The following is a 20,268-nucleotide window of genomic DNA, read 5'->3' on the forward strand; positions in this document are numbered from 1 at the left end:
ACCCGTCATGAGCACGAGCAGCACCCCGACCACGACCCTGGACCCGGACAGCGCCCGGCAGGGTTACGACCGGGACCGCCTGGTCCGGGTCGCCGTCCTCGGGGTCGGCATGATGGGGCAGGACCACGCCCGCCGGCTGGCGACGCTGACGGCGGGCGCGGAGCTCGTCGCGGTCAGCGACGTCGACGTCGCCCGGACCGACGCGGTCGCGCAGGAGTTCGGGGTCCGGGCGATCCACGATCCCCGGGCCGCCGTCACCGACCCCGAGGTCGACGCGCTGGTCATCGCGACCCCCGGCTTCACCCACGAGGACCTCGTCCTGCTGGCCCTCGACGCGGGCAAGCCCGTGCTGTGCGAGAAGCCGCTGACGACCTCGCCGGAGACCTCGCGCCGGATCGTGGAGCGGGAGGCCGAGCTCGGCCGTCAGCTCGTGCAGGTCGGGTTCATGCGCCGGTTCGACGCGGGGTACCAGCAGCTGCGCGCGCTCATCGCCTCCGGCGACCACGGCGCCCCGCTGTTCCTGCACTGCGCGCACCGCAACGCCACGACCCCGCCGAACTTCAACTCCGAGCAGCTGATGCTCGACTCGGTCGTGCACGAGGTCGACGTCACCCGGTACCTGACGGGCGAGGAGGTCGTCGCGATCCGCGTCATCGCGCCGCGCTCGACGGCGCAGGCGCCGGAGGGGCTGCGCGACCCGCAGTTCGTCATCATGGAGACCGAGTCCGGGATCCTCGTCGACGTCGAGATCTTCGTGAACACCACCTTCGGGTACGAGGTGCGCACCGAGCTCGTCGCCGAGCGGGGCCAGGCCCGCATCGGCCTGCCCGAGGGGATGGTGACCCAGTCGGCGCAGGGCTGGGGCGGGTCGATCCCCAAGGACTTCAAGGAGCGCTTCGGCGCCGCCTACGACACCGAGTTCCAGCGCTGGATCGACGCCGTGCGCAACGGGACGAACGTCGACGGGCCCGGCGTCTGGGACGGCTACGCCGCCGCCGCCGTCTGCGCGGCGGGGGTGCGGTCCCTGCGGACCGGCGAGCGCGTCGAGGTCGACCTGGGGCCGCGCCCCTGACCACCTCCCCCCGGGAGGAACCCGTGGTGGCCGGCCGATCCGGCCACCACGGCTCACGGATGCACCGCCCGGCCCGGCCGTCGGGGCAGGTGAGCACCACCCACTGGCCGGACGGACAGCCGCTCCGCACAGGGCGGACGGCGCCTGTCGACGAGGATGGGAACACACATGAAGAAGACTCGTGCAGGGTTGCGCACCGCGGCGCTGCTGGCGGTGGCGGCGCTGGGGCTCGCGTCCTGCAGCAGCTCCGGCGGTGCGCAGGACTCCGGCGACTCCGACAGCGGCGGCCAGGCCGCCAGCACCCCGAAGTACAAGATCACGCTCGTGACGCACGCGTCCGCCGGTGACACCTTCTGGGACATCGTCCGCAAGGGCGCGGAGGCCGCGGCCAAGAAGGACAACATCGAGCTGCAGTACGTCAACAACGACAACGCCTCGCAGCAGGCGACGCTCATCCAGAACGCCGTGGACGCCAAGGTCGACGGCATCGCGGTGACGATGCCGAACGTCGGCCCGCTCACCTCGGCCATCGCCAACGCCCAGGCGGCGAAGATCCCGGTCATCGGCCTCAACGCCGGGTACAACGACTGGAAGGAGCAGAAGCTCATCGGCTACTTCGGGCAGGACGAGTCGATCGCCGGCCAGGCCGGTGGCCAGCGCCTGGCCCAGGAGGGTGCGAAGAAGGTCCTCTGCGTCATCCAGACCCAGGGGCAGTCGCAGCTGGAGGACCGCTGCAAGGCCATCACGACCGGTCTGGGCTCGGCCGGGAGCGTGGAGAACATCTACGTCAACGGCACCGACGCGGCCGCCACGCAGTCCACCATCACGGCGAAGCTGCAGCAGGACCAGAGCATCGACCACGTCATCACCCTCGGTGCGCCGATCGCCCTCATCGCGGTCGACTCCATCAAGGAGGCGGGCAGCTCCGCCAAGCTGGCCACGTTCGACACCAACGGCGAGCTCGTGGCCGCCGTCAAGGACGGCAGCGTCGAGTGGGCCATCGACCAGCAGCCCTACCTGCAGGGCTACGAGGCCGTCGACTCGCTGTGGCTGTACCTCACCAACGCCAACACCATCGGCGGGGGCGAGGCCGTGCTGACCGGCCCGGCGTTCATCGACTCCTCGAACATCGACGCCGTCTCGGAGTACGCCAAGGCCGGCACCCGCTGACCTGCTCGACCGCACGAACCGGACCCCGGTGGGCACCGCCCACCGGGGTCCCGTCGTCCCCGGGGCGCCTCAGCGGGCTGCGAGCCGCTGCGTGGACGTCTGCGTGCCCCGGCCGACGCCCTCGTCCCGCTGGGGGGGTCCTCAGCCGGACGTGACCGCCCGGCGCGCGAGCTCGTCGCGCACGACCTCGCGCTGGGCGGCCAGGCCGGCCCACTCGTCGTCGTCCGCGCCGTCGTAGACGAGGCAGAACGGGCCCGCGTACCCGTGGTCGAGCACGGTCGAGACGCTGCGGCGGTAGTCGTCCTCGTCGAGGACGGGCCCGTCCCAGTGGGCCTTGGCGTGGCACGTCTCGGCGTACCGGGTGATGCGCGCCAGCTCGGCGTGCTTGCCGGGGCCGGTCCAGTTCCCCAGGTCGACCAGCAGCCCGACGGCGCCGTCGAGGGGTTCCAGGACCGCTTCGACGTCGTCGGCGTCCCGGGTCACGTCGAGCCAGTTCTCGGTGACGACGCGGACGCCGGTGCGGGTCGCGAGGCGGCCCAGCGCGGCGGAGGCGTCCCGCTGGGCGGTGCCGGTGCGGGTCTTGCCGGCGATGACGCGGACCCGGCGGGCGCCCAGGGTCTCCGCCGCCTCCAGCCACCCGGACACCCACGCCTCCTGCGCGGGGGCGTCGGTGGGGGAGGTGAGGTCGCCGTCGTCGACGAGCAGGGCGTCGAGGTCGACGTGCGCCTCCGCCAGCGCGGCGCGCAGCTCGCCCAGGTACCCGGCGTCGCGGTGCGGCAGGTGGAAGTGGCACACCTGGACGGTGCGGTAGCCGCGCGCGTGCAGCGCGGCGGGCAGGTCCAGGAGGGGCAGCCCGGACGGTTCCGCGGTGGTGCCGGCGCGGAACCGCCCGAGCGTGCGGTCCAGGGACCAGGCGTGGACGGCGTCAGCGCGCGCCAGGTCCACCGTGGTGCCGGCCGGGGTGTCCTCGTCGACGGTCATGCCCCCAGCATGACGGGCGGTGCGGGGTCAGACGCCGGCGACCCGCGCGGCCTCCAGCAGGACCTCCGCGGCGACCCGGAGGCCCTCGACGCGACCGAGCTCGACGTCCTCGTGCTCGATGTTGCAGACCATGTCGGGGTCGACCTCGTGCAGGGCCCGCAGGAACTCGGCCCAGAACGCGGTGTCGTGGCCCTTGCCGAGCGCGACGAAGTCCCACGCGGAGTCCTCCGGCCACTCGTTGACCCACTCGTCGCCGCCGAGGTTGGTGCGGTCCTCCGAGGGGTCCAGGCGGCGGAACCGGTTGTCCAGCACGCCGTGGACGGCGGCGGCCGGGTTGATGCGCACGTCCTTGGCGGCGGCGTGGAACACCAGGGGGCCGAGGTCGCGGACGACGGCGACGGGGTCCATCTGCTGCCAGAACAGGTGCGAGGCGTCGAGCTCGACGCCGATGTTCGTCGCGCCGGTGCGTTCGACGAGTTCGCGCAGGCCGGCGGGGTTGAAGGCGATGTTCTGCGGGTGCAGCTCGAGCGCCACCTTGACGTCGAGGTCGCGGGCGAGGGCGTCGACCTCCCGCCAGAACGGGACCGCGACGCTCCACTGGTGCTCGAGGACGTCCAGGTCGCGGGAGTTCCACGCGTTGACGACCCACGTCGGGACCCGCGCGCCCGGTTCGGCCCCGGGCAGCCCCGACATCGTGACGACGCGGTGCTGGCCGAGGCGGTTCGCCAGCCGGATCGAGCGGCGGACGTCCTCGGCGTGCGCGTCGCCGATGACGGGGTTCGGGTGCAGCGGGTTGCCGTTGCAGTTCAGGCCGGCGATCTCGACGCCGGTGCCCTCGAAGAGGCCGAGGAAGTCGTCGCGGGCGGTGTCGCTGACGAGGACGTCGTCGAAGGCCGGGACGTGCACCGGGGGCAGGAACCCGCCGGAGTTCAGTTCGATGCCGGTCAGGCCCAGGCCGGCGACGACCTCGAGCGCCTCGGGCAGGGGACGGTCGTGCAGGATCGCGTTGTAGACGCCGAGCTTCACGGTCGACTCCCCTCAGTCCACCGGGACGATCTCGCCCTGGCCGTCGGCGGCCCGGGTGACCGCCTCCAGCACCCGCAGGTTGTGCAGGCCGTGCGCCAGCGGCGGCACGACGGGCAGCTCGCCGATGGGGGTGCCGACGCCGCCGGCGACCTCGTTGAGGAACGCCCGGCACTGGAACGTGAAGAAGTCGCTCTGGCCGTGCCCGACGCTGGGGAAGTCCATGGGCAGACCGCCGGCGACGTAGGGGTGCTCGGGCCCGACGAGGACCTGGCGGTACCCGTTGACGACGCCCGGCGCGGTGGAGTCGGCGATGGTGAACTCCCCGGTGCGGTTGAGGTCGAAGGCTCCCGCGCCGTTCTCGGTGAAGACCTCGAACCCCAGACCGTTCGGGAGCCCGTGGGCGACCCTGGAGACGGAGAAGGTCCCGGTGGCGCCGTTCGCGAACGTCGCGGTGAACGTGGCGAGGTCCTCGTTCCCGACGTCCTCGAACTCGGTCCCGACCTCGGCCATCGCGTGCCCGACGACCACGCCGAGGGGTTTGGGGCGACGCCCGGTCACCTGGGAGAACACGGTGCCTCGGACCGACTCCAGGGGGCCGCAGAAGAACTCGCCGAGGTCGACGAGGTGGCTGCCGATGTCGGCCAGGGCGCCCGAGCCCAGGCCGCCCTGGTAGCGCCAGCTGATGGGGGCGTCCGGGTTGGCGGCGTAGTCGCACCAGTAGTGCCCGTTGAAGTGGCGGACCTGCCCGAGGTGACCGTTCAGCACCTGCTCGCGCAGCGCGTTGATCGCGGGGGAGCGGCGGAACGTGAAACCCACGGCGGCGACCTGACCGGGGTGGGCCGCGGCGGCGGCGACCATGGCCTCGGCGTCGGCGACGGAGGGGGCCAGCGGTTTCTCGCACAGCACGTGCTTGCCGGCGGCCAGCAGCCCCTCGACGATCTCGCGGTGCAGGTGGTTGGCGACGACCACGCTGACGGCGTCGACGTCGTCGGCCTCGGCGACCGCCTGCCAGTTCGTCTCGGCGCGCTCGTAGCCGTACCGGGCCGCGGCGGCCTGCGCGAAGGGGGCGTGCGCGTCGGCGACGGCGACGAGTCGGACGGGGGGCAGGCCCTCGCCGTACGCGCCGCCGGTCAGGGTGGTCGCGGCGCGGTAGCCGGCGAGGTGGGCGCGGCCGGCCATGCCGGCGCCGATGACGGCGACGCCGAGGGGCTGGGTGCGGGGGACGGGCATCGTCGTGGCCTTCCGGGACGGGGACGGGACGGGGTGAGGACGGGGCGTCGGGGCGCACCGTCGTCGGTGCGCCGCCACGGTCTTCAAACCGGTTTGAACGACGCTCAGTAGAATCGGTTCGAAAGCAGTCCGTGTCAAGCGCCCGAGGAGGCCCCGTGCCGCAGGGACCCGTCCGCCGTCCCACGATCAAGGACGTCGCCGCCCTGGCCGGCGTGTCGAAGGGCATGGTCTCCCTGGCCCTGCGCGGGGCGCCGGGTCCCAGCGCCGAGACCGCCGCGCGCGTGGTGCGGGCCGCCGAGGAGCTCGGCTACCGCGCCGACCGCGCCGCGAGCTCCCTGGCGCTGCGCCGCACCCGGCTGCTCGGCGTCGTCGCCAACGTCCGCAACGCCTTCCACGCCGAGCTCGTCGAGGAGCTGCAGGCGGCCGCCGAGGAGGCCGGCTACGAGGTGGTGCTCGCCCCGACGACCCGCACCCGCGGCGAGGGGGCGGCCCAGGAGGCGCTGCTGGACTCGCGCTGCGAGTCGCTGCTGCTGCTGGGGCCGGAGTCCGGCGCGGACGAGCTGGTCGCCCTCGACGCCCGCGCGCCCGTCGTGGTGCTGGGCCGCCGGCCCCGGCCCCGGGACGGCGCCGGGCGCGGTCCCGACGTCGTGCGCGCCTGTGACGAGACGGGCGTGCGGCTGGTCGTGGAGCACCTGGCCGCGCTGGGGCACCGCGAGCTGCTGCACGTCGGCGGGGGTGCGGGGGACATCGCCGCCGACCGCCGCGCCGGGGTGGAGGCCGCGGCCGCCGCCCTCGGCCTGGGCGTGCGCACCGTCGACGCCGGGTTCGACGAGGAGGCCGGCGTCGACGCGGCCCGGCGGGTCCTGGCGCAGGGGTGGTCGGGGTCGGCCGTCGTCGCCGTCAGCGACCGCGTCGCCCTGGGCTTCCTGGACGTCCTCAACCGCGAGGGGATCGCCGTGCCGGGGCGGGTGTCGCTGAGCGGGTACGACGACAGCCCGCTGGCCCAGCTGGGGCACGTGCGGCTGACGACCGTCAGCCAGGACCCGGCCGGGCAGGCGCGCTGCGCGGTGCGGCTGGCGGTCGACCGGCTGGAGGGGGAGGGGTCGGAGGAGGCGCGCGACGTCGTCCTCGAACCCCGGCTCGTCGTGCGCGGGACGACCGGGCCTGTCCACCCGCGAACAGATGTGTCAGAATGACAGGACAAATGGTCCTGGAGGTTCCCGTGCCCCTGCTCCGCTTCGACCTCGTCGCCGGCCGCACCCCCGCCGAGCTGACCGCCCTGCTCGACGCCGCCCACGCGGCCGTCCTCGAGGCGTTCGAGGTCCCGCCCGGCGACCGCTACCAGGTCGTCCACCAGCACCCGCGCGGTGAGCTGGTCGTCCACGACACCGGCCTCGGCATCGAGCGCACCGACGGCGTCGTCGTCCTGCAGGTGACCAGCCGCCCGCGCCCGCGCGAGCAGAAGGAGGCTCTCCACCGCCTCCTGGCCCACCACCTGCGGGAGCGCGCCGGCGTCGACCCCGGCGACCTCGTCGTCTGCCTCGTCGAGAACTCCGACGCCGACTGGTCCTTCGGGCACGGCCGCGCGCAGTTCCTCACCGGCGAGCTCTGAGCGCGCACCCTGGCTGCCGGGACCGGCCGTGTGCCAGGCTGAGGCCCACAACTGGACACACGGCCGCTTCGCCCCGGCGGGAGAGCCCCACCGCCCCCGGTGGGCACCGTAGGAGCAACCACCCCGGAACCTCTCAGGTCCACGCACCGCCGCGGGCAGGCCGCTCTGGAAAGCAGGACCCCACGGTCCTCACCGACGGGGAAAGCCCTGCCCAGGGCGAAGCTCTCAGGTCCCGCGACAGAGGGGGTACCGCCCGGCCGCGACGTGCGGCCGTGCCGAGAGGAGCCCCCGTGACCACCGCCAGCCCGCTCGCGGCCGCCCACGCCGCCCTCGGCGCGTCGATGACCGACTTCGCCGGGTGGTCCATGCCCCTGCGCTACGCCTCCGACCTCGCCGAGCACCAGGCCGTGCGCACCACCGCCGGGATCTTCGACCTCTCGCACATGGGCGAGCTGCGCGTCAGCGGCCCCCGGGCCGCCCAGGCCCTCGACCACGCCCTCGTCGGCAAGCCCTCCACCATGCCCCTGGGCCGCGCGGCCTACGGCATGGTCGTCGACGCCGACGGCGGCATCCTCGACGACGTCGTGACCTACCGGCTCGGCGAGCAGGAGTTCCTCGTCGTCGCCAACGCCGCCAACTCCGGCGTCGTCGCCCGCGAGCTCACCACCCGCTGCGCCCCCTTCGACGCGGTCGTCGCCGACGAGACCGCCGACTGGGCCCTCGTGGCCGTCCAGGGCCCGGCCGCGCTCGCGGTCGTCGACCCGCTCACCGACGCCGACCTGAGCGGGCTCGGCTACTACCGCTGCCTGCCCACCACCCTGGCCGGCAGCGAGGTCCTCGTCGCCCGCACCGGCTACACGGGCGAGGACGGCTTCGAGGTCTTCGCCCCCGTGGCCGCCGCCACCGCGGTCTGGGACGCGCTGCTGGCCGCCACCCGCGAGCACGGCGGCGTCCCCGCCGGCCTGGCCTGCCGCGACACCCTGCGGCTGGAGGCCGGGATGCCGCTGTACGGGCACGAGCTCAGCCGGGACGTCACGCCCTACGCGGCCGGCCTGGGTCGCGTCGTGAAGCTCGACAAGGACAGCGGCGTGGGCCTGGAAGCCCTGCGGGAGCTGTCCACCCGCGAACCCGCCCGGGTCCTCGTGGGCCTGCGCGGCACCGGGCGCCGGGCGGCGCGCGCGGGGTACTCCGTCGTCCACGACGGCTCGGCCGTCGGCGTCGTGACCAGCGGCGCCCTGTCGCCCACGCTGGGCTTCCCCGTCGCGATGGCCCACGTCGAGCGCGGCCTCGCCGCGCCCGGGACCGCCCTGGCCGTCGACGTGCGGGGCACCGAGCTGCCCGTCGAGGTCGTCGTGCTGCCCTTCTACCGGCGGGAGCGCTGAGCCGTGGCGCTGTCCGTGTTCGACATGTTCTCCATCGGCGTCGGCCCCTCCAGCTCGCACACCGTCGGCCCCATGCGCGCCGCGCTCGCCTTCGCCGAGGGCCTCGACCGCGACGGCCTCCTGCCGCGGGTCCACTCGATCGCGGTCGACCTGCACGGCTCCCTCGGGGCGACCGGCCGCGGCCACGGCACCGACCGGGCCGTCGTCCTGGGCCTGCTCGGGGAACGGCCCGAGCTCCTGGACCCCGACGCCGTCGGGGGGCACCTCGAGGAGGTCCGCCGCACCGGGCGGCTGGACGTCCTGCGCCGGCACGCCGTGGGCTTCGACCTCGACGCCGACGTGCGCCTCCTCGGCGGCACCCCGCTGCCCGCGCACCCCAACGGCATGGTCTTCACGGCCCGCGACGCGGCGGGGGACGTCCTCGCCGAACGGACGTCGTACTCCGTCGGCGGGGGGTTCGTGAAGGACCACCCGCTGGACGCCTCCGAGCCCGTGGCGGGCGCGGGGGAGGACCTGCCGTGGGGTTTCCGCACCGGGGCCGAACTCCTCGACCGCTGCCGCACCACGGGGCTGGGCGTCGCGGACCTGGTGCGGCGCAACGAGGAGAGCCTGCGCCCGGCCGCGGAGGTCGACGCCGGGCTGCTGCGGATCTTCGACGCCATGCGCGCCTGCGTCGACCACGGCCTCGTCACCGACGGCGTGCTGCCCGGCGGGCTGGGCGTGCGGCGCCGCGCCCCGCGGCTGCACGCCCAGCTGCGGGCCGAGGAGGGCTCGTCGGGGTCCGACGTCCTGCACGCCATGGACTGGGTGAGCCTGTTCGCCCTGGCCGTCAACGAGGAGAACGCCGCCGGCGGGCGCGTGGTCACCGCACCCACCAACGGCGCCGCGGGCATCGTCCCCGCGGTCCTCCACTTCTACCGCCGCTTCGTGCCCGGGGCCGACGACGCCGGGACGGTGCGGTTCCTGCTGGCCGCCGGCGGCGTCGGGATCGTCCTGAAGGAGACCGGGTCCATCTCCGGGGCGGAGGTGGGGTGCCAGGGCGAGGTGGGCTCGGCCAGCGCCATGGCCGCCGCGGGCCTGGCCGAGGTCCTCGGCGGCACGCCCGAGCAGGTGGAGAACGCCGCCGAGATCGCCGTCGAGCACCACCTGGGGCTGACGTGCGACCCCGTCGGGGGCCTGGTGCAGATCCCCTGCATCGAGCGCAACGCGGTGGGGGCCACCACCGCCATCCACGCCGCGCGCACGGCGATGCGCGGTGACGGCCACCACGTCGTGAGCCTGGACACCGCCATCGCCACGATGCGGCAGACGGGCGCGCACATGCGCTCGGAGTACAAGGAGACGTCGCTGGGCGGGCTCGCCCTGACCGTGGTGGGGGTCAACGTCCCCGAGTGCTGACCCGGCCGCTCAGCCCGGCCGCTCAGCCCGGCGGGCGCCGGGAGCGGCGCACGTCGCGCGCGACCTCCTCGCAGAACGCCGCGACGGCCCTGCGGGTGGGGCGCTCGCCGGTGGGGCGGGCGGTCGCCAGGGACAGCTCCCACGCCAGGTCGCCCACCGCGACGGGCTGCTCGCGCACGCCCGCGGGGACGGGGGCGGTCCCGGGCACGAAGGCGACGCCCAGACCGGCGGCGACGTACTGGCCGAAGGTCGAGACGTCGGGGACCTCCAGGCGGACGGTGCGCCGGGCGCCCGCGCGGTCGAACAGGGCGTCGACCTGCAGGCGGTTGCCGAAACCGGGCGGCCCGTCGATCCACTGCTCGCCCGCCAGCTCGGCCAGCTCCAGGGGACGCTCGGACGACAGCGGGTGGCCCTGCGGCAGCAGCAGCCGGAAGCTCGTGCGCACGAGCGTGCGCAGCTCCACGGCGGCCGGGGACCGGAAGGGCCAGGAGACGAACGCGACGTCGAGCTCGCCGTCCACGAGGGCGCGCAGCAGGCCGCGGGAGCCGTCGGCGAAGACCCGCAGGGACACCGACACCCGCGGGTGCGCCGTCGTGAAGCGGTGCAGCAGCCGCGGCAGGGCCACCGGGTGCATGGTCGTGACGACCCCGACCGCGAGCGGCCCGGCGACGCCGTCACCGGCCTCGCGGACGGCGGCGCGGGCGTGGGCGGCCCCGGCGACGAGGCGCCGGGCCTCGGGCAGCAGGGCCCGGCCGGCGTCGGTGGGCACGGCCCGGCGGGACGTGCGGGTGAACAGGGTCGCGCCGAGGTCCTCCTCGAGGGTGCGCACGACGGTGCTGACGGCCGACTGGGCCGACCCGAGCCGGCGCGCGGCGGCGCTGATGGTCCCGGTCTCGACGACGGCGAGGAACACCTCGAGCTGGCGCAGTTCCACGGGTCCCCCATCTGCCGGAGCGATGGATCCTCCCACCCGCCACCGTTGGACCGGAAGGACGCCCGGGCGGGCGCGTTGCAGCCCGCATGAGCACGACCCGCCGTCACCGCCTCGGCTTCCTCCTCGTCGCCTCCGCCTTCGCGACCGCGATGGCCTTCGCCACCGTCCCCACCCCGCTGTGGGCGCTCTACCGCGTCCGCGACGGGCTGCCGACCGTGCTGGTCACGGTGGCCTTCGCCGTCTACGCGGCCGGTGTCGCGATCGCCCTGTTCACCGTCGGGCACCTGTCCGACCACGTCGGGCGCCGCCGGGTCCTCGTGCCCGCCCTGGCGCTGGAGGCCGTCGCGGCCCTCGCCCTGGCCCTGACCCCCGACGTCGTGGTCCTCGTCGTGGCCCGCGTCCTGACCGGGCTGGCCGTCGGGGCGATCACCCCCACCGCGACCGCGTGGCTGGCCGAGCTGCACGGCCGCGCGGCCTCCACCCGGCCCGCCACGCCCGCCGTCGTGGCCACCGCCGCCAACCTGGGGGGCCTGGGGCTGGGCTCGCTGGCCGCCGGGTTCCTCGTCGGGCACCTGGGCGACCCGCTGCGCGTGCCGCACCTGGTCTTCCTCGTCCTGCTGGTCGTGTCCGCCCTCGCCGCGGCGACCGTCCCCGAGACCGTGACCGCCGAGCACCGCCCCTACCGCGTGCAGCGCATCGCGGTCCCCGCCGCCGCCCGCGGCCGCTACCTCGCCGCCGCCCTCGCCGCGTTCGGCCTCTTCGCCGTCCTGGGGCTGTTCAGCTCCCTGGCCCCGGCGGTGCTGTCCTCCCTCGGGCACGCCGGCGCGGTCCCCGGCGGGGCGACGTCCTTCGCCGTCTTCGCCGCCGCCGCCGTCAGCCAGGTGCTGCTCGTGAAGCTGCCCGCCCACCACCAGCTGCGCCTGGGGCTCCTCCTGACCGGCCTCGGGGTCGTCGTCCTCGGCGCCGGGGTGCTCGCCGGGGCCGTCGCCCTCTTCGTCGCCGGCGGCGTCGTCGCCGGCGCCGGCGTGGGGGTGCTGCTCAAGGGCTCGCTCACGACGGCGACGTCGCTGGCCCCGGCGCACTCGCGCGGGGAGGCCGCCGCGGGGATCTTCCTCGCCGGGTACCTCGGGATGGCCCTGCCGGCGCTGGCCGTCGGGTTCAGCTCCTCGGCCGGGGTCTCGTTCGCCGTCTCGGTCCCCGTGCTGGCCGCCGTGGTCCTGCTCCTGCTGGCCTCCGTCGCGGTCGCGCTGCGCCGCAACCCGGCGCCGACGGCCGCCTGAGGTCCCGGTGCGACGATGGGCGGGTGCCACCCCGTCGCCGCACCGACCCGACCGAGGGCCTGGCCGCCCTCCGCTCGGCCGTCCAGACCCTGGGGGAGGGCGGCCAGCCAGCCCGGCCCGTCCTCGCCGCGGCCGTCCGGTACTCCCTGGAGGAGCTCGCCGCCCGGTACCCCGGGGGCAGCGTCGAGGTGCGGGTCCCGCCGTTCGCGGCCGTGCAGGTCCTCCAGGGCCCCCGCCACACGCGCGGCACCCCGCCGGCCGTCGTCGAGACGGACGCGGCCACCTGGCTGGCGCTGGCGACCGGGACGCTCGCCTTCGACGCCGCCCGCGCCGCCGGGCGCGTGCGGGCCAGCGGCCAGCGCGCCGACCTGGGCGAGCTCCTGCCCGTGGTGGAGCCGGGGGAACGGTGAGCACGTACCGTTCTCCCGTGAGCGAGCAGTCCCAGGACACCCCGGACCAGGCCTCCGAGCCGGCCCGCCGGCAGGAGGAGACCGAGCGCGAGGGCACGGCGTTCGTGCAGGTCACGCGCCGCCGGGCCCCCCGGTTCCGGTCCTTCGCGGTCACGGGCCTGGTCCTGGCCTTCCTCCTCGCCGCGGTCGTCGCGGCGCTGACCCCGCCCTCGGGCGGGTACTCCCAGCGGGCGCTGTTCGGGTACCTGTTCTGCGCGTTCGGCCTCGTGCTGGTCCTGCTCGGCGCGCTCGTCGCCGTGCTGCTGGACCGGCGCACGGGGACGCGTCCCCGACCCCGCCGCCGGGGGCGCGGGACCTCCCGGGTGTGACACACTCGAGGCGTGGCCCGCGGTGACGGACGTCTGAACCACGACCTGCTCCCCGGCGAGAAGGGCCCCCAGGACGCTTGCGGCGTCTTCGGGGTCTGGGCGCCGGGTGAGGAAGTCTCCAAGCTCACCTTCTACGGTCTCTACGCCCTGCAGCACCGGGGGCAGGAGGCCGCCGGCATCGCCGTGAGCAACGGCGAGCAGATCCTCGTCTTCAAGGACACCGGGCTGGTGTCCCAGGTCTTCGACGAGTCGGCCCTGGAGTCCCTGCAGGGGCACATCGCGGTCGGGCACGCCCGGTACTCCACGACGGGCGGCGGCGGCTGGCAGAACGCCCAGCCCACCCTCGGCGACACCGCCGGCGGGACCGTGGCCCTGGCGCACAACGGCAACCTGACCAACCAGTTCGCGCTGCGCGACATGCTTGCCGAGCGGTACCCGGAGAAGCCCCGGCCGGTCCTGAAGGGGCGGCCCTCGCCCTCGGAGATCGCCCGCGGCAACACCACCGACACCGCGATCCTCACCGCGCTGTTCGCGGGCGACCCCGACCACACGCTGGAGGCCACGGCCGCCGAGGTCCTCCCGCACGTGCAGGGCGCCTTCTCCCTCGTCTTCATGGACGAGCACACCCTGTACGCCGCCCGGGACCCGCAGGGCATCCGCCCGCTCGTCCTGGGCCGCCTCGAGCGCGGCTGGGTCGTGGCCTCCGAGACGCCCGCCCTCGACATCGTCGGCGCCAGCTTCGTGCGCGAGATCGAGCCCGGCGAGCTCATCGCCATCGACGCGGACGGTCTGCGCAGCACCCGGTTCGCCGAGCCGAAGCCCAAGGGCTGCGTCTTCGAGTACGTCTACCTGGCCCGCCCGGACACCTCCATCAACGGCAAGGTCGTCCAGGAGGCGCGCGTCGAGATGGGCCGCGTGCTGGCCCGCGAGCACCCCGTCGAGGCCGACCTCGTCATCCCCACGCCCGAGTCGGGCACGCCCGCGGCCATCGGCTACGCCGAGGAGTCCGGCATCCCCTACGGCCAGGGCATGGTCAAGAACTCCTACGTGGGCCGCACGTTCATCCAGCCCAGCCAGACGATCCGCCAGCTCGGGATCCGGCTCAAGCTCAACCCGCTCAAGCACGTCGTGGCCGGCAAGCGCCTGGTCGTCGTCGACGACTCGATCGTGCGCGGCAACACCCAGCGCGCCCTCATCCGGATGCTGCGCGAGGCCGGTGCGGCCGAGATCCACGTCCGGATCTCCTCCCCGCCGGTGAAGTGGCCGTGCTTCTACGGCATCGACTTCGCCACCCGCGCCGAGCTCATCGCCAACGGCCTGAGCGTCGAGGACATCGCCCAGAGCATCGGGGCGGACTCCCTGGGCTACATCTCGGCCGACGGCATGATCGCCGCGACCGAGCAGCCGAAGGAGCGCCTCTGCTCGGCGTGCTTCACCGGGGAGTACCCCGTGCCGCTCAACGACCTCGACCGCCTCGGCGAGCGCTCCATGGACAAGCCGCGCATCCCCATCACGCCCGTCAGCCGGCACGACACCCACCAGGGAGCACAGCAGTGACTGGAACCACCTACGCCTCCGCGGGCGTCGACGTCGTCGCGGGGGACCGCGCCGTCGAGCTCATGAAGGCGTCCGTCGCCCGCACGCAGGGCCCGGAGGTGGTCGGGGGTTTCGGCGGGTTCGCCGGCCTGTACGACGTGTCGGCGCTGAAGGACCACCGCCGCCCGCTGCTGGCCACCAGCACCGACGGGGTCGGGACGAAGGTCGCCGTGGCCCAGGCCGTGGACAAGCACGACACGATCGGCTTCGACCTCGTCGGCATGGTCGTCGACGACATCGTCGTGGTCGGGGCCACGCCGCTGTTCATGACCGACTACATCGCCTGCGGCAAGGTCGTCCCGGAGCGGACGGCCGCGATCGTCGCCGGCATCGCCCGCGCCTGCGAGGAGGCCGGGGTCGCCCTCGTGGGCGGCGAGACCGCCGAGCACCCGGGGCTGCTGGGCCCGGACGAGTACGACGTCGCCGGTGCGGTGACGGGGGTCGTCGAGGCCGACGAGCTGCTGGGCGCCGAGCGGGTCGAGGCCGGCGACGTCCTCGTGGCGATGGCCTCGTCCGGGCTGCACTCCAACGGCTACTCCCTGGTGCGGCGCGTGTTCGCCGACGCCGGCTGGGGCTACGACCGGCACGTGGAGGAGTTCGGCCGGACCCTGGGCGAGGAGCTGCTCGTCCCCACCCGCCTCTACGCCCGGCCCGCGCTGGCGACCCTGGCGACGGGCGGGGTGCACGCCATGAGCCACGTCACCGGCGGTGGGCTCGCCGCCAACCTCGCCCGCTGCCTGCCCGCGGGCGTGACGGCCGAGGTGGACCGCACGACGTGGACGCCCGGCGCGGTGTTCCAGCTCGTGCGCGACCTGGGGCGGGTGCCCGCGGACGACCTCGAGCGCACCCTGAACCTGGGCGTGGGCATGGTCGCGGTCGTGGCGGCGGACAACGCGCAGGCCGTCGTGGACACGGTGGAGCGGGCCGGCATCCCGGCGTGGGTGTGCGGGGAGGTCCGGGAACGGACCGAGGCGGACGGCGCGAGCAACGGCAAGGGAATCGCAGGAGGCGTGACGCTCCTCCGGGGATCTCACCAGGGCTGGTGAGGGCCGGCGGGGCATCACGCCTCGAGCGGTACCTCGTGGTGCTGCGGGACCTCTGCTGAGCGTCGGGTCAAGCCCGGCGCTTGGACGACCAGTCGTCGTAGTCGTCCGTCGCTGTGTACTTCGACCAGTCCTCGGAGTCGTCCGAGTCGTCGTCTTCCACGTCAGACTCCGTCGCTTCAGAGGCGGTGTCGCGCCCCGTCTGGCGGTACGGGTCGGGCCCGTGCAGTTCACGTTGCAGAGCGTTGTAGTCGGTGTCGGGGCTGAAGTACTTCAGCTCCCGAGCGACCTTCGTCTGCTTGGCCTTCTGACGGCCGCGCCCCATGGCGTCGACCCCCTCGCGCGTCGGCCGGGGCAGACTGTGCTGACCCCGGAGCAGCTGTCATCTCTCCGTGCCCCCAACGGTACATGTTCGGGAGACCTTCCGGCATCCCGGTCGCGACGCCGCGGCGCCGGACGGGTCGCGGGGGGCCCGCGCGGCGTCCGCGCCGGGTCCGCGCGGGGTGGGGTAGGGGGCCGCGCGGACCCCAGGTGATCGTGTTAGCTGTGCCCATGACCAGCGCAGGAGCCGGTGGGAGCACCCAGACCGTCGCCGGGATCGACTCGTCGACCCAGTCGTGCAAGGTCGTCGTCCGCGACGCCGCGACGGGCGCGCTGCTGCGCGTCGGGAGGGCCCAGCACCCCGACGGCACCGAGGTCGACCCCGCGCACTGGTGGCGGGCCCTGGAGCGGGCCGTCGACGACGCCGGCGGCCTCGACGACGTCGACGCGATCGCCGTGGGCGCCCAGCAGCACGGCTCGGTCCTGCTCGACGAGGACGGGGAGGTCGTCCGGCCCGCGCTGCTGTGGAACGACGGGCGCTCGGCCGCCGCGGCCGAGGAGCTGACCGCCGAGCTCGGGGGGCCCGGGGCGTGGGCCGAGCAGGTCGGCAGCGTCCTGGTCGCCTCCCTGACGATCACCAAGCTGCGCTGGATCGCCGAGCACGAACCGGAGACCGTCGCCCGCACCGCCGCGGTGTGCCTGCCCCACGACTGGCTGACCCACGAGCTGTCGGGCCGGGCCCGGCTGGTCACCGACCGCGGTGACGCCAGCGGGACGGGCTACTGGTCCCCCCGCGAGGGCGCGTACCGCGAAGACCTGCTGCACAAGGCCTTCGGGGCCACGCCGAACCTGCCCGAGGTCCTCGCGCCGGCCGCTTCGGCGGGCGTGGGCGCCAGCCCGCTGTCGCGCGGGGCCCTGCTCGGCGCCGGGACCGGCGACAACATGGCCGCCGCCCTCGGCGTGGGCGCGCAGGTCGGGGACGTCGTCGTCTCGATCGGCACCTCCGGCGTCGTGAGCGTGGTCAGCGACCTGCCCACCTCCGACCCCAGCGGCCTCGTCGCGGGCTTCGCCGACGCCACGGGCCGCTACCTGCCGCTGGTCTGCACCCTCAACGCCGCCCGCGTCCTGGACGCCGCGGCCCGGATGCTGGGCGTCGACCACGCCGAGCTGTCCCGGCTGGCGCTGTCGGCCCCCGCCGGCAGCGGCGGGCTGGTGCTCGTGCCCTACCTGGAGGGCGAGCGCACCCCCGTCCGCCCCGACGCCACCGGCGCCCTGCACGGGCTCACGCTGGCCACCTCCACCCCCGCCCACGTCGCCCGGGCCACCGTGGAGGGCCTGCTGTGCGGGCTCGCCGACGGCCTGGACGCCCTGGCCGATCAGGGGTGCCACCTCGGGCGCGTCGTCCTCGTCGGCGGCGGGGCCCGCTCGGAGGCCGTGCGGGTGCTGGCCCCCGCCGTCCTGGGCCGTCCCGTGGTCGTGCCCGAGCCGGGGGAGTACGTCGCCGACGGCGCCGCCCGCCAGGCCGCGTGGGTGCTGTCCGGCGGGCCGACCCCGCCGCAGTGGTCCCTGGGCCGGTCGCAGACGTTCGAGGCCGACCCGCTGCCGGGGGTGCGCGAGCGCTACGCCGAGGTGCGCGACCTCACGGCCACCCGTCGCTGACCCCGCGGTGGGCGCGCTTGTCCTCGTACATGCGCTCGTCCGCCTCGGCCAGCACGGCCTCCGTCGTCCGGGTGCGGTCGTCCGCGGCCCAGCCCACCGACAGCCGGGCCCTGACGCCCTCCTGGGCCTGCAGGAGGGTGCGGCGCAGCCGCCGCGCCAGGTCCTCCACGTGGGCGGCCGGGACGGCGTCCACGAGCACGACGAACTCGTCCCCGCCCAGCCGCGCGACGGTGTCACCGGGACGGACCTCGGCCGCCAGCCGGTGCGCCACCTGCACCAGGAGGGCGTCCCCGGCCCGGTGGCCGTAGCCGTCGTTGACCTCCTTGAGGCCGTCGACGTCGCACAGCAGCACGAAGGTGCGCAGCCCCGGGTCGGTCCGGGCCCGGGCGCGGGATCGCTCCCAGCGGTCGGCCAGCAGCGCGCGGTTGGGCAGCCCGGTGAGCACGTCGTGGGCCGCGCGGTGCCTCAGCTCCCGCTCGGCGGCCACGCGCGCGGAGACGTCCCAGGCGGCCAGCACCAGGTGGTCGCCGGCCTGGGCCCTTGCGACGACCTCGACCCGCAGCCGCGGCCGGGCGAGGGGACGCACCCGCAGCGGCCCCAGGCGTTCCCCCGGACGGCGCAGCGCCTCGGCCAGCGCCGACCGCGCCCGGCGGCGGTCGCGCTCCACGAGCAGGTCCAGGACGTCCGAGCCCACGAGGGACGAGGAGTCCGCCAGCACGAGCCGCCGCAGGTCCGCCGAGGCCCACAGGACGGTCGTCCCGGACAGCAGGACCGTCGCCGGGACGTGCGAGGCGAGGGCGCGCCAGTCGGCCCCCGCGGGTGTCACGAGCCGGCGGCGCCGGACCGTCCGGCCAACGCGTCGCCGATCCCGGCCAGCACCGCCGCAGCGGCCGTCGTCGTCAGCACCGCCGGCCACGGGCCCAGCCGCCGGGACAGGGGGTGGGAGACGCCCACGAGGGCCACGGTGCCCGTGGCCAGGGCCGCGGCGAGCGCGGGGGAGCCGCCCGCCCAGCGGGGCAGGGCCGCGCCGACCCCGGCGGCCAGCGCCACCCCGGCCAGTCGCCGGTTCCCGGTGGCCCGGCCGACGGCGTACCCCCCGAGGACGGCGGGGGCGATGAGGGCTGGGCTCGGGATCGTCGGCACGGCAGGAGGTTAGCCGCCCCGCCTGAGGACGACGAAGGGCCCCGGCGCTGTGCGCCGGGGCCCTTCGGGAAGCTGTTCCCAGGTGGCCAGGAGCGGGGTCGAACCGCTGACCTTCCGATTTTCAGTCGGACGCTCTACCAACTGAGCTACCTGGCCGTGCCGGGCCGGGTGAACCGGCACGACGAGCGACCCCGACGGGACTCGAACCCGCGACCTCCGCCGTGACAGGGCGGCGCGCTAACCAACTGCGCTACGGGGCCTCAGATGAAGCCTTGTACTGCTTGTCTTGCTCGCCTCGCGGCCTTGCTTGCAGAACCTTACCCGATCCCGGCGGGTGGTCGTGACCACCTCCCGGGGGCAGACCCCCTGCGTACCCCCAACGGGATTCGAACCCGTGCTACCGCCTTGAAAGGGCGGCGTCCTAGGCCACTAAACGATGAGGGCGTGGCGCTCCGGCCGAGGCCGCAGCGCTCCCAGCATAGGGGACGCGCAGGGGTGGTGCCGAAGCGGCGCCCCCCGCGCCCCGCGCCTCACGCCGCCCGGTCGGGACCGGGCACCGACAGCCGCGGCGAGGCGACCACGGGCCGGCGCCCCCGCGCCACCGACCGGGTCACCGCCTCGGGGTCGGTGTGCAGCAGGTCCTGCACGGCCCGCTCGACGGCCCCGTGCGTGGCCGGGTGCCCGAACCCGTCCGCCCCCAGGTCCTCCAGCGCCGGGGCGATCGTCACGCCGTCGCCGAACAGGTCGATGACCCGCGGGTCGATGTAGCTGCTGCGGCACACGCTGGGCGTGTTGCCCAGGTACTCCGAGACCTCCGCGCAGGCGCGGGTCACCGCCCGCTTGCGCGACGTGGGCGTGCCCGCGGCCGGCAGCGAGACCGCCAGCGCGACGGACGCCAGGACCGTCGCGTGCCAGGTGCGGAAGTCCTTCGCGCTGACGTCGGGCCCGATCGTCTCGTGCAGGAACGCGTTGACGTCGTCGGCGGTCACGTCGTGCCAGCCGCGCGCCTGCTTCCACACCAGCAGGTCCTCGCCGCCCCCGCGGCGGCGCTTCAGCGAGCGCACCACGTCGCGCACCGCCGGGTCGGAGATCACCGCCGTGCGGTCCTTGCCGGACTTGGCGACGTAGGAGAACACCAGGTCGTCCCCGCGCTGGTGGACGTGGTCGCGCTGCAGCGTCGCCAGCCCGTACGAGCCGTTCTCCTCCGCGTAGCTGTCCCCGCCGACGCGGAAGAACCCCAGGTCCAGCAGCCGGAACGCCGCGGCCAGCACGCGCTCGCGCGTCAGGCCGTCCGTGGCGAGCAGCTGCGTCACGCGCTCGCGGGCCGCCGGCAGCCGCGCGGCGACCTCCAGCACGCGGTCGTGCTTGGCGCGGTCCTGCTGGCGGCGCCACTCCTCGTGGTAGCGGTACTGGCGCCGGCCCCGGTCGTCGGTCCCGACGGCCTGCAGGTGCCCGTTGGGGTACGGGCAGATCCACACGTCGGTGTACGCCGGGGGGATCGCGAGCGCGCTGATGCGGGCGATGACGTCGGGGTCGACGATGCGCTCGCCGCGGTCGTCGAGGTACGTCCAGCCCTTCCCGCGCCGCCGCCGGGAGAAACCGGGGGACGAGACCGAGACGCGACGCAGGCGGGGCACGACACG

General features: G+C 75.2%; 20 protein-coding genes, 3 tRNA genes and 2 riboswitches. Of the genes, 12 read left to right on the forward strand and 11 right to left on the reverse strand.

What is annotated here, in order from left to right:
* Positions 1-7 precede the first annotated feature (7 nt).
* Positions 8-1,072: a Gfo/Idh/MocA family protein gene (locus BJ968_RS14500; protein ID WP_179752993.1), complete on the forward strand. Its 1,065-nt coding sequence runs from the start codon at positions 8-10 to the stop codon at positions 1,070-1,072.
* A 168-nt stretch (positions 1,073-1,240) separates the two neighbouring features.
* On the forward strand, positions 1,241-2,242 hold the full coding sequence (locus BJ968_RS14505; protein WP_179752995.1) for a substrate-binding domain-containing protein: 1,002 nt from the start codon (positions 1,241-1,243) through the stop codon (positions 2,240-2,242).
* Positions 2,243-2,383: 141 nt separating this feature from the next.
* Here BJ968_RS14505 and BJ968_RS14510 read toward each other — a convergent pair whose 3' ends face one another.
* The 3 genes from BJ968_RS14510 to BJ968_RS14520 are packed head-to-tail and all read right to left on the reverse strand — an operon-like array spanning position 2,384 to position 5,479.
* Positions 2,384-3,223 carry a sugar phosphate isomerase/epimerase family protein gene (locus BJ968_RS14510; RefSeq protein WP_179752997.1) on the reverse strand — a complete coding sequence of 280 codons (840 nt, stop codon included), beginning with the start codon at positions 3,221-3,223 and terminating at the stop codon, positions 2,384-2,386.
* 27 nt (positions 3,224-3,250) lie between these two features.
* Positions 3,251-4,249: a TIM barrel protein gene (locus BJ968_RS14515; RefSeq protein WP_179752999.1), complete on the reverse strand. Its 999-nt coding sequence runs from the start codon at positions 4,247-4,249 to the stop codon at positions 3,251-3,253.
* A gap of 12 nt (positions 4,250-4,261) precedes the next feature.
* Positions 4,262-5,479 (reverse strand): Gfo/Idh/MocA family protein, encoded by a 1,218-nt coding sequence (locus tag BJ968_RS14520; RefSeq protein WP_179753001.1) that lies wholly within the window; start codon positions 5,477-5,479, stop codon positions 4,262-4,264.
* 155 nt (positions 5,480-5,634) lie between these two features.
* Between BJ968_RS14520 and BJ968_RS14525 the strand changes: the two genes are divergently transcribed.
* From BJ968_RS14525 to BJ968_RS14540, 4 genes are all read left to right on the forward strand, one after another.
* Entirely contained in the window at positions 5,635-6,675 is a 1,041-nt protein-coding gene (locus tag BJ968_RS14525; protein WP_343078041.1) for a LacI family DNA-binding transcriptional regulator, read from the forward strand.
* A 26-nt stretch (positions 6,676-6,701) separates the two neighbouring features.
* The gene (locus BJ968_RS14530; RefSeq protein ID WP_179753005.1) at positions 6,702-7,091 is read left to right on the forward strand and encodes a tautomerase family protein; all 390 of its coding nucleotides are present in this window, start codon (positions 6,702-6,704) and stop codon (positions 7,089-7,091) included.
* A 67-nt stretch (positions 7,092-7,158) separates the two neighbouring features.
* A riboswitch (glycine riboswitch) is annotated at positions 7,159-7,250 on the forward strand.
* Between the two features lies 1 nt (position 7,251).
* A riboswitch (glycine riboswitch) is annotated at positions 7,252-7,340 on the forward strand.
* A 41-nt stretch (positions 7,341-7,381) separates the two neighbouring features.
* A complete protein-coding gene (gcvT, locus tag BJ968_RS14535) occupies positions 7,382-8,473 on the forward strand; it encodes a glycine cleavage system aminomethyltransferase GcvT (protein ID WP_179753007.1) in 1,092 nt (363 codons plus the stop codon).
* Positions 8,474-8,476: 3 nt separating this feature from the next.
* Positions 8,477-9,871 carry an L-serine ammonia-lyase gene (locus BJ968_RS14540; RefSeq protein WP_179753010.1) on the forward strand — a complete coding sequence of 465 codons (1,395 nt, stop codon included), beginning with the start codon at positions 8,477-8,479 and terminating at the stop codon, positions 9,869-9,871.
* Between the two features lie 22 nt (positions 9,872-9,893).
* Here the strand turns inward: BJ968_RS14540 and BJ968_RS14545 are convergent, their stop codons facing one another.
* On the reverse strand, positions 9,894-10,805 hold the full coding sequence (locus BJ968_RS14545) for a LysR substrate-binding domain-containing protein (RefSeq protein WP_179753012.1): 912 nt from the start codon (positions 10,803-10,805) through the stop codon (positions 9,894-9,896).
* An 86-nt stretch (positions 10,806-10,891) separates the two neighbouring features.
* On the opposite strand from BJ968_RS14545, the gene BJ968_RS14550 reads away from it, so the two are divergent.
* From BJ968_RS14550 to purM, 5 genes are read left to right on the forward strand one after another with little or no spacing between them, the layout of a single operon-like run.
* The gene (locus BJ968_RS14550) at positions 10,892-12,085 is read left to right on the forward strand and encodes an MFS transporter (RefSeq protein ID WP_179753014.1); all 1,194 of its coding nucleotides are present in this window, start codon (positions 10,892-10,894) and stop codon (positions 12,083-12,085) included.
* Between the two features lie 23 nt (positions 12,086-12,108).
* Positions 12,109-12,495 (forward strand): sterol carrier family protein, encoded by a 387-nt coding sequence (locus BJ968_RS14555; RefSeq protein ID WP_179753016.1) that lies wholly within the window; start codon positions 12,109-12,111, stop codon positions 12,493-12,495.
* A 17-nt stretch (positions 12,496-12,512) separates the two neighbouring features.
* A complete protein-coding gene (locus BJ968_RS14560; RefSeq protein ID WP_179753018.1) occupies positions 12,513-12,863 on the forward strand; it encodes a hypothetical protein in 351 nt (116 codons plus the stop codon).
* Between the two features lie 12 nt (positions 12,864-12,875).
* A complete protein-coding gene (gene purF / locus BJ968_RS14565) occupies positions 12,876-14,420 on the forward strand; it encodes an amidophosphoribosyltransferase (RefSeq protein WP_179753020.1) in 1,545 nt (514 codons plus the stop codon).
* Positions 14,417-15,505 carry a phosphoribosylformylglycinamidine cyclo-ligase gene (gene purM, locus BJ968_RS14570; protein WP_179753022.1) on the forward strand — a complete coding sequence of 363 codons (1,089 nt, stop codon included), beginning with the start codon at positions 14,417-14,419 and terminating at the stop codon, positions 15,503-15,505. Before purF ends, purM begins: the two co-directional genes overlap by 4 nt.
* Before the next feature lie 67 nt (positions 15,506-15,572).
* Here purM and BJ968_RS14575 read toward each other — a convergent pair whose 3' ends face one another.
* Positions 15,573-15,827, reverse strand: a complete 255-nt coding sequence (locus BJ968_RS14575) for a DUF3073 domain-containing protein (protein WP_179753024.1) — start codon at positions 15,825-15,827, stop codon at positions 15,573-15,575.
* Between the two features lie 227 nt (positions 15,828-16,054).
* On the opposite strand from BJ968_RS14575, the gene xylB reads away from it, so the two are divergent.
* The gene (gene xylB / locus BJ968_RS14580; protein WP_179753026.1) at positions 16,055-17,482 is read left to right on the forward strand and encodes a xylulokinase; all 1,428 of its coding nucleotides are present in this window, start codon (positions 16,055-16,057) and stop codon (positions 17,480-17,482) included.
* Here xylB and BJ968_RS26715 read toward each other — a convergent pair.
* The 6 genes from BJ968_RS26715 to BJ968_RS14610 form a co-directional block, all read right to left on the reverse strand.
* A complete protein-coding gene (locus BJ968_RS26715; protein ID WP_179753028.1) occupies positions 17,463-18,308 on the reverse strand; it encodes a diguanylate cyclase domain-containing protein in 846 nt (281 codons plus the stop codon). The two genes, xylB and BJ968_RS26715, sit on opposite strands and share 20 nt — an antisense overlap.
* Positions 18,305-18,625: a hypothetical protein gene (locus BJ968_RS14590; RefSeq protein ID WP_179753030.1), complete on the reverse strand. Its 321-nt coding sequence runs from the start codon at positions 18,623-18,625 to the stop codon at positions 18,305-18,307. The genes BJ968_RS26715 and BJ968_RS14590 overlap by 4 nt, the downstream gene beginning before the upstream one ends.
* Before the next feature lie 83 nt (positions 18,626-18,708).
* Positions 18,709-18,781: transfer RNA gene (locus BJ968_RS14595), tRNA-Phe, on the reverse strand.
* Between the two features lie 30 nt (positions 18,782-18,811).
* Positions 18,812-18,885 (reverse strand) — tRNA-Asp (locus BJ968_RS14600).
* A gap of 111 nt (positions 18,886-18,996) precedes the next feature.
* Positions 18,997-19,069, reverse strand: a tRNA-Glu gene (locus BJ968_RS14605).
* An 86-nt stretch (positions 19,070-19,155) separates the two neighbouring features.
* Entirely contained in the window at positions 19,156-20,262 is a 1,107-nt protein-coding gene (locus BJ968_RS14610; protein ID WP_218885065.1) for a DNA topoisomerase IB, read from the reverse strand.
* Between the last annotated feature and the right edge of the window lie 6 nt (positions 20,263-20,268).

This window comes from Kineococcus aurantiacus, assembly GCF_013409345.1.
In the GTDB taxonomy this organism is placed as follows: domain Bacteria; phylum Actinomycetota; class Actinomycetes; order Actinomycetales; family Kineococcaceae; genus Kineococcus; species Kineococcus aurantiacus.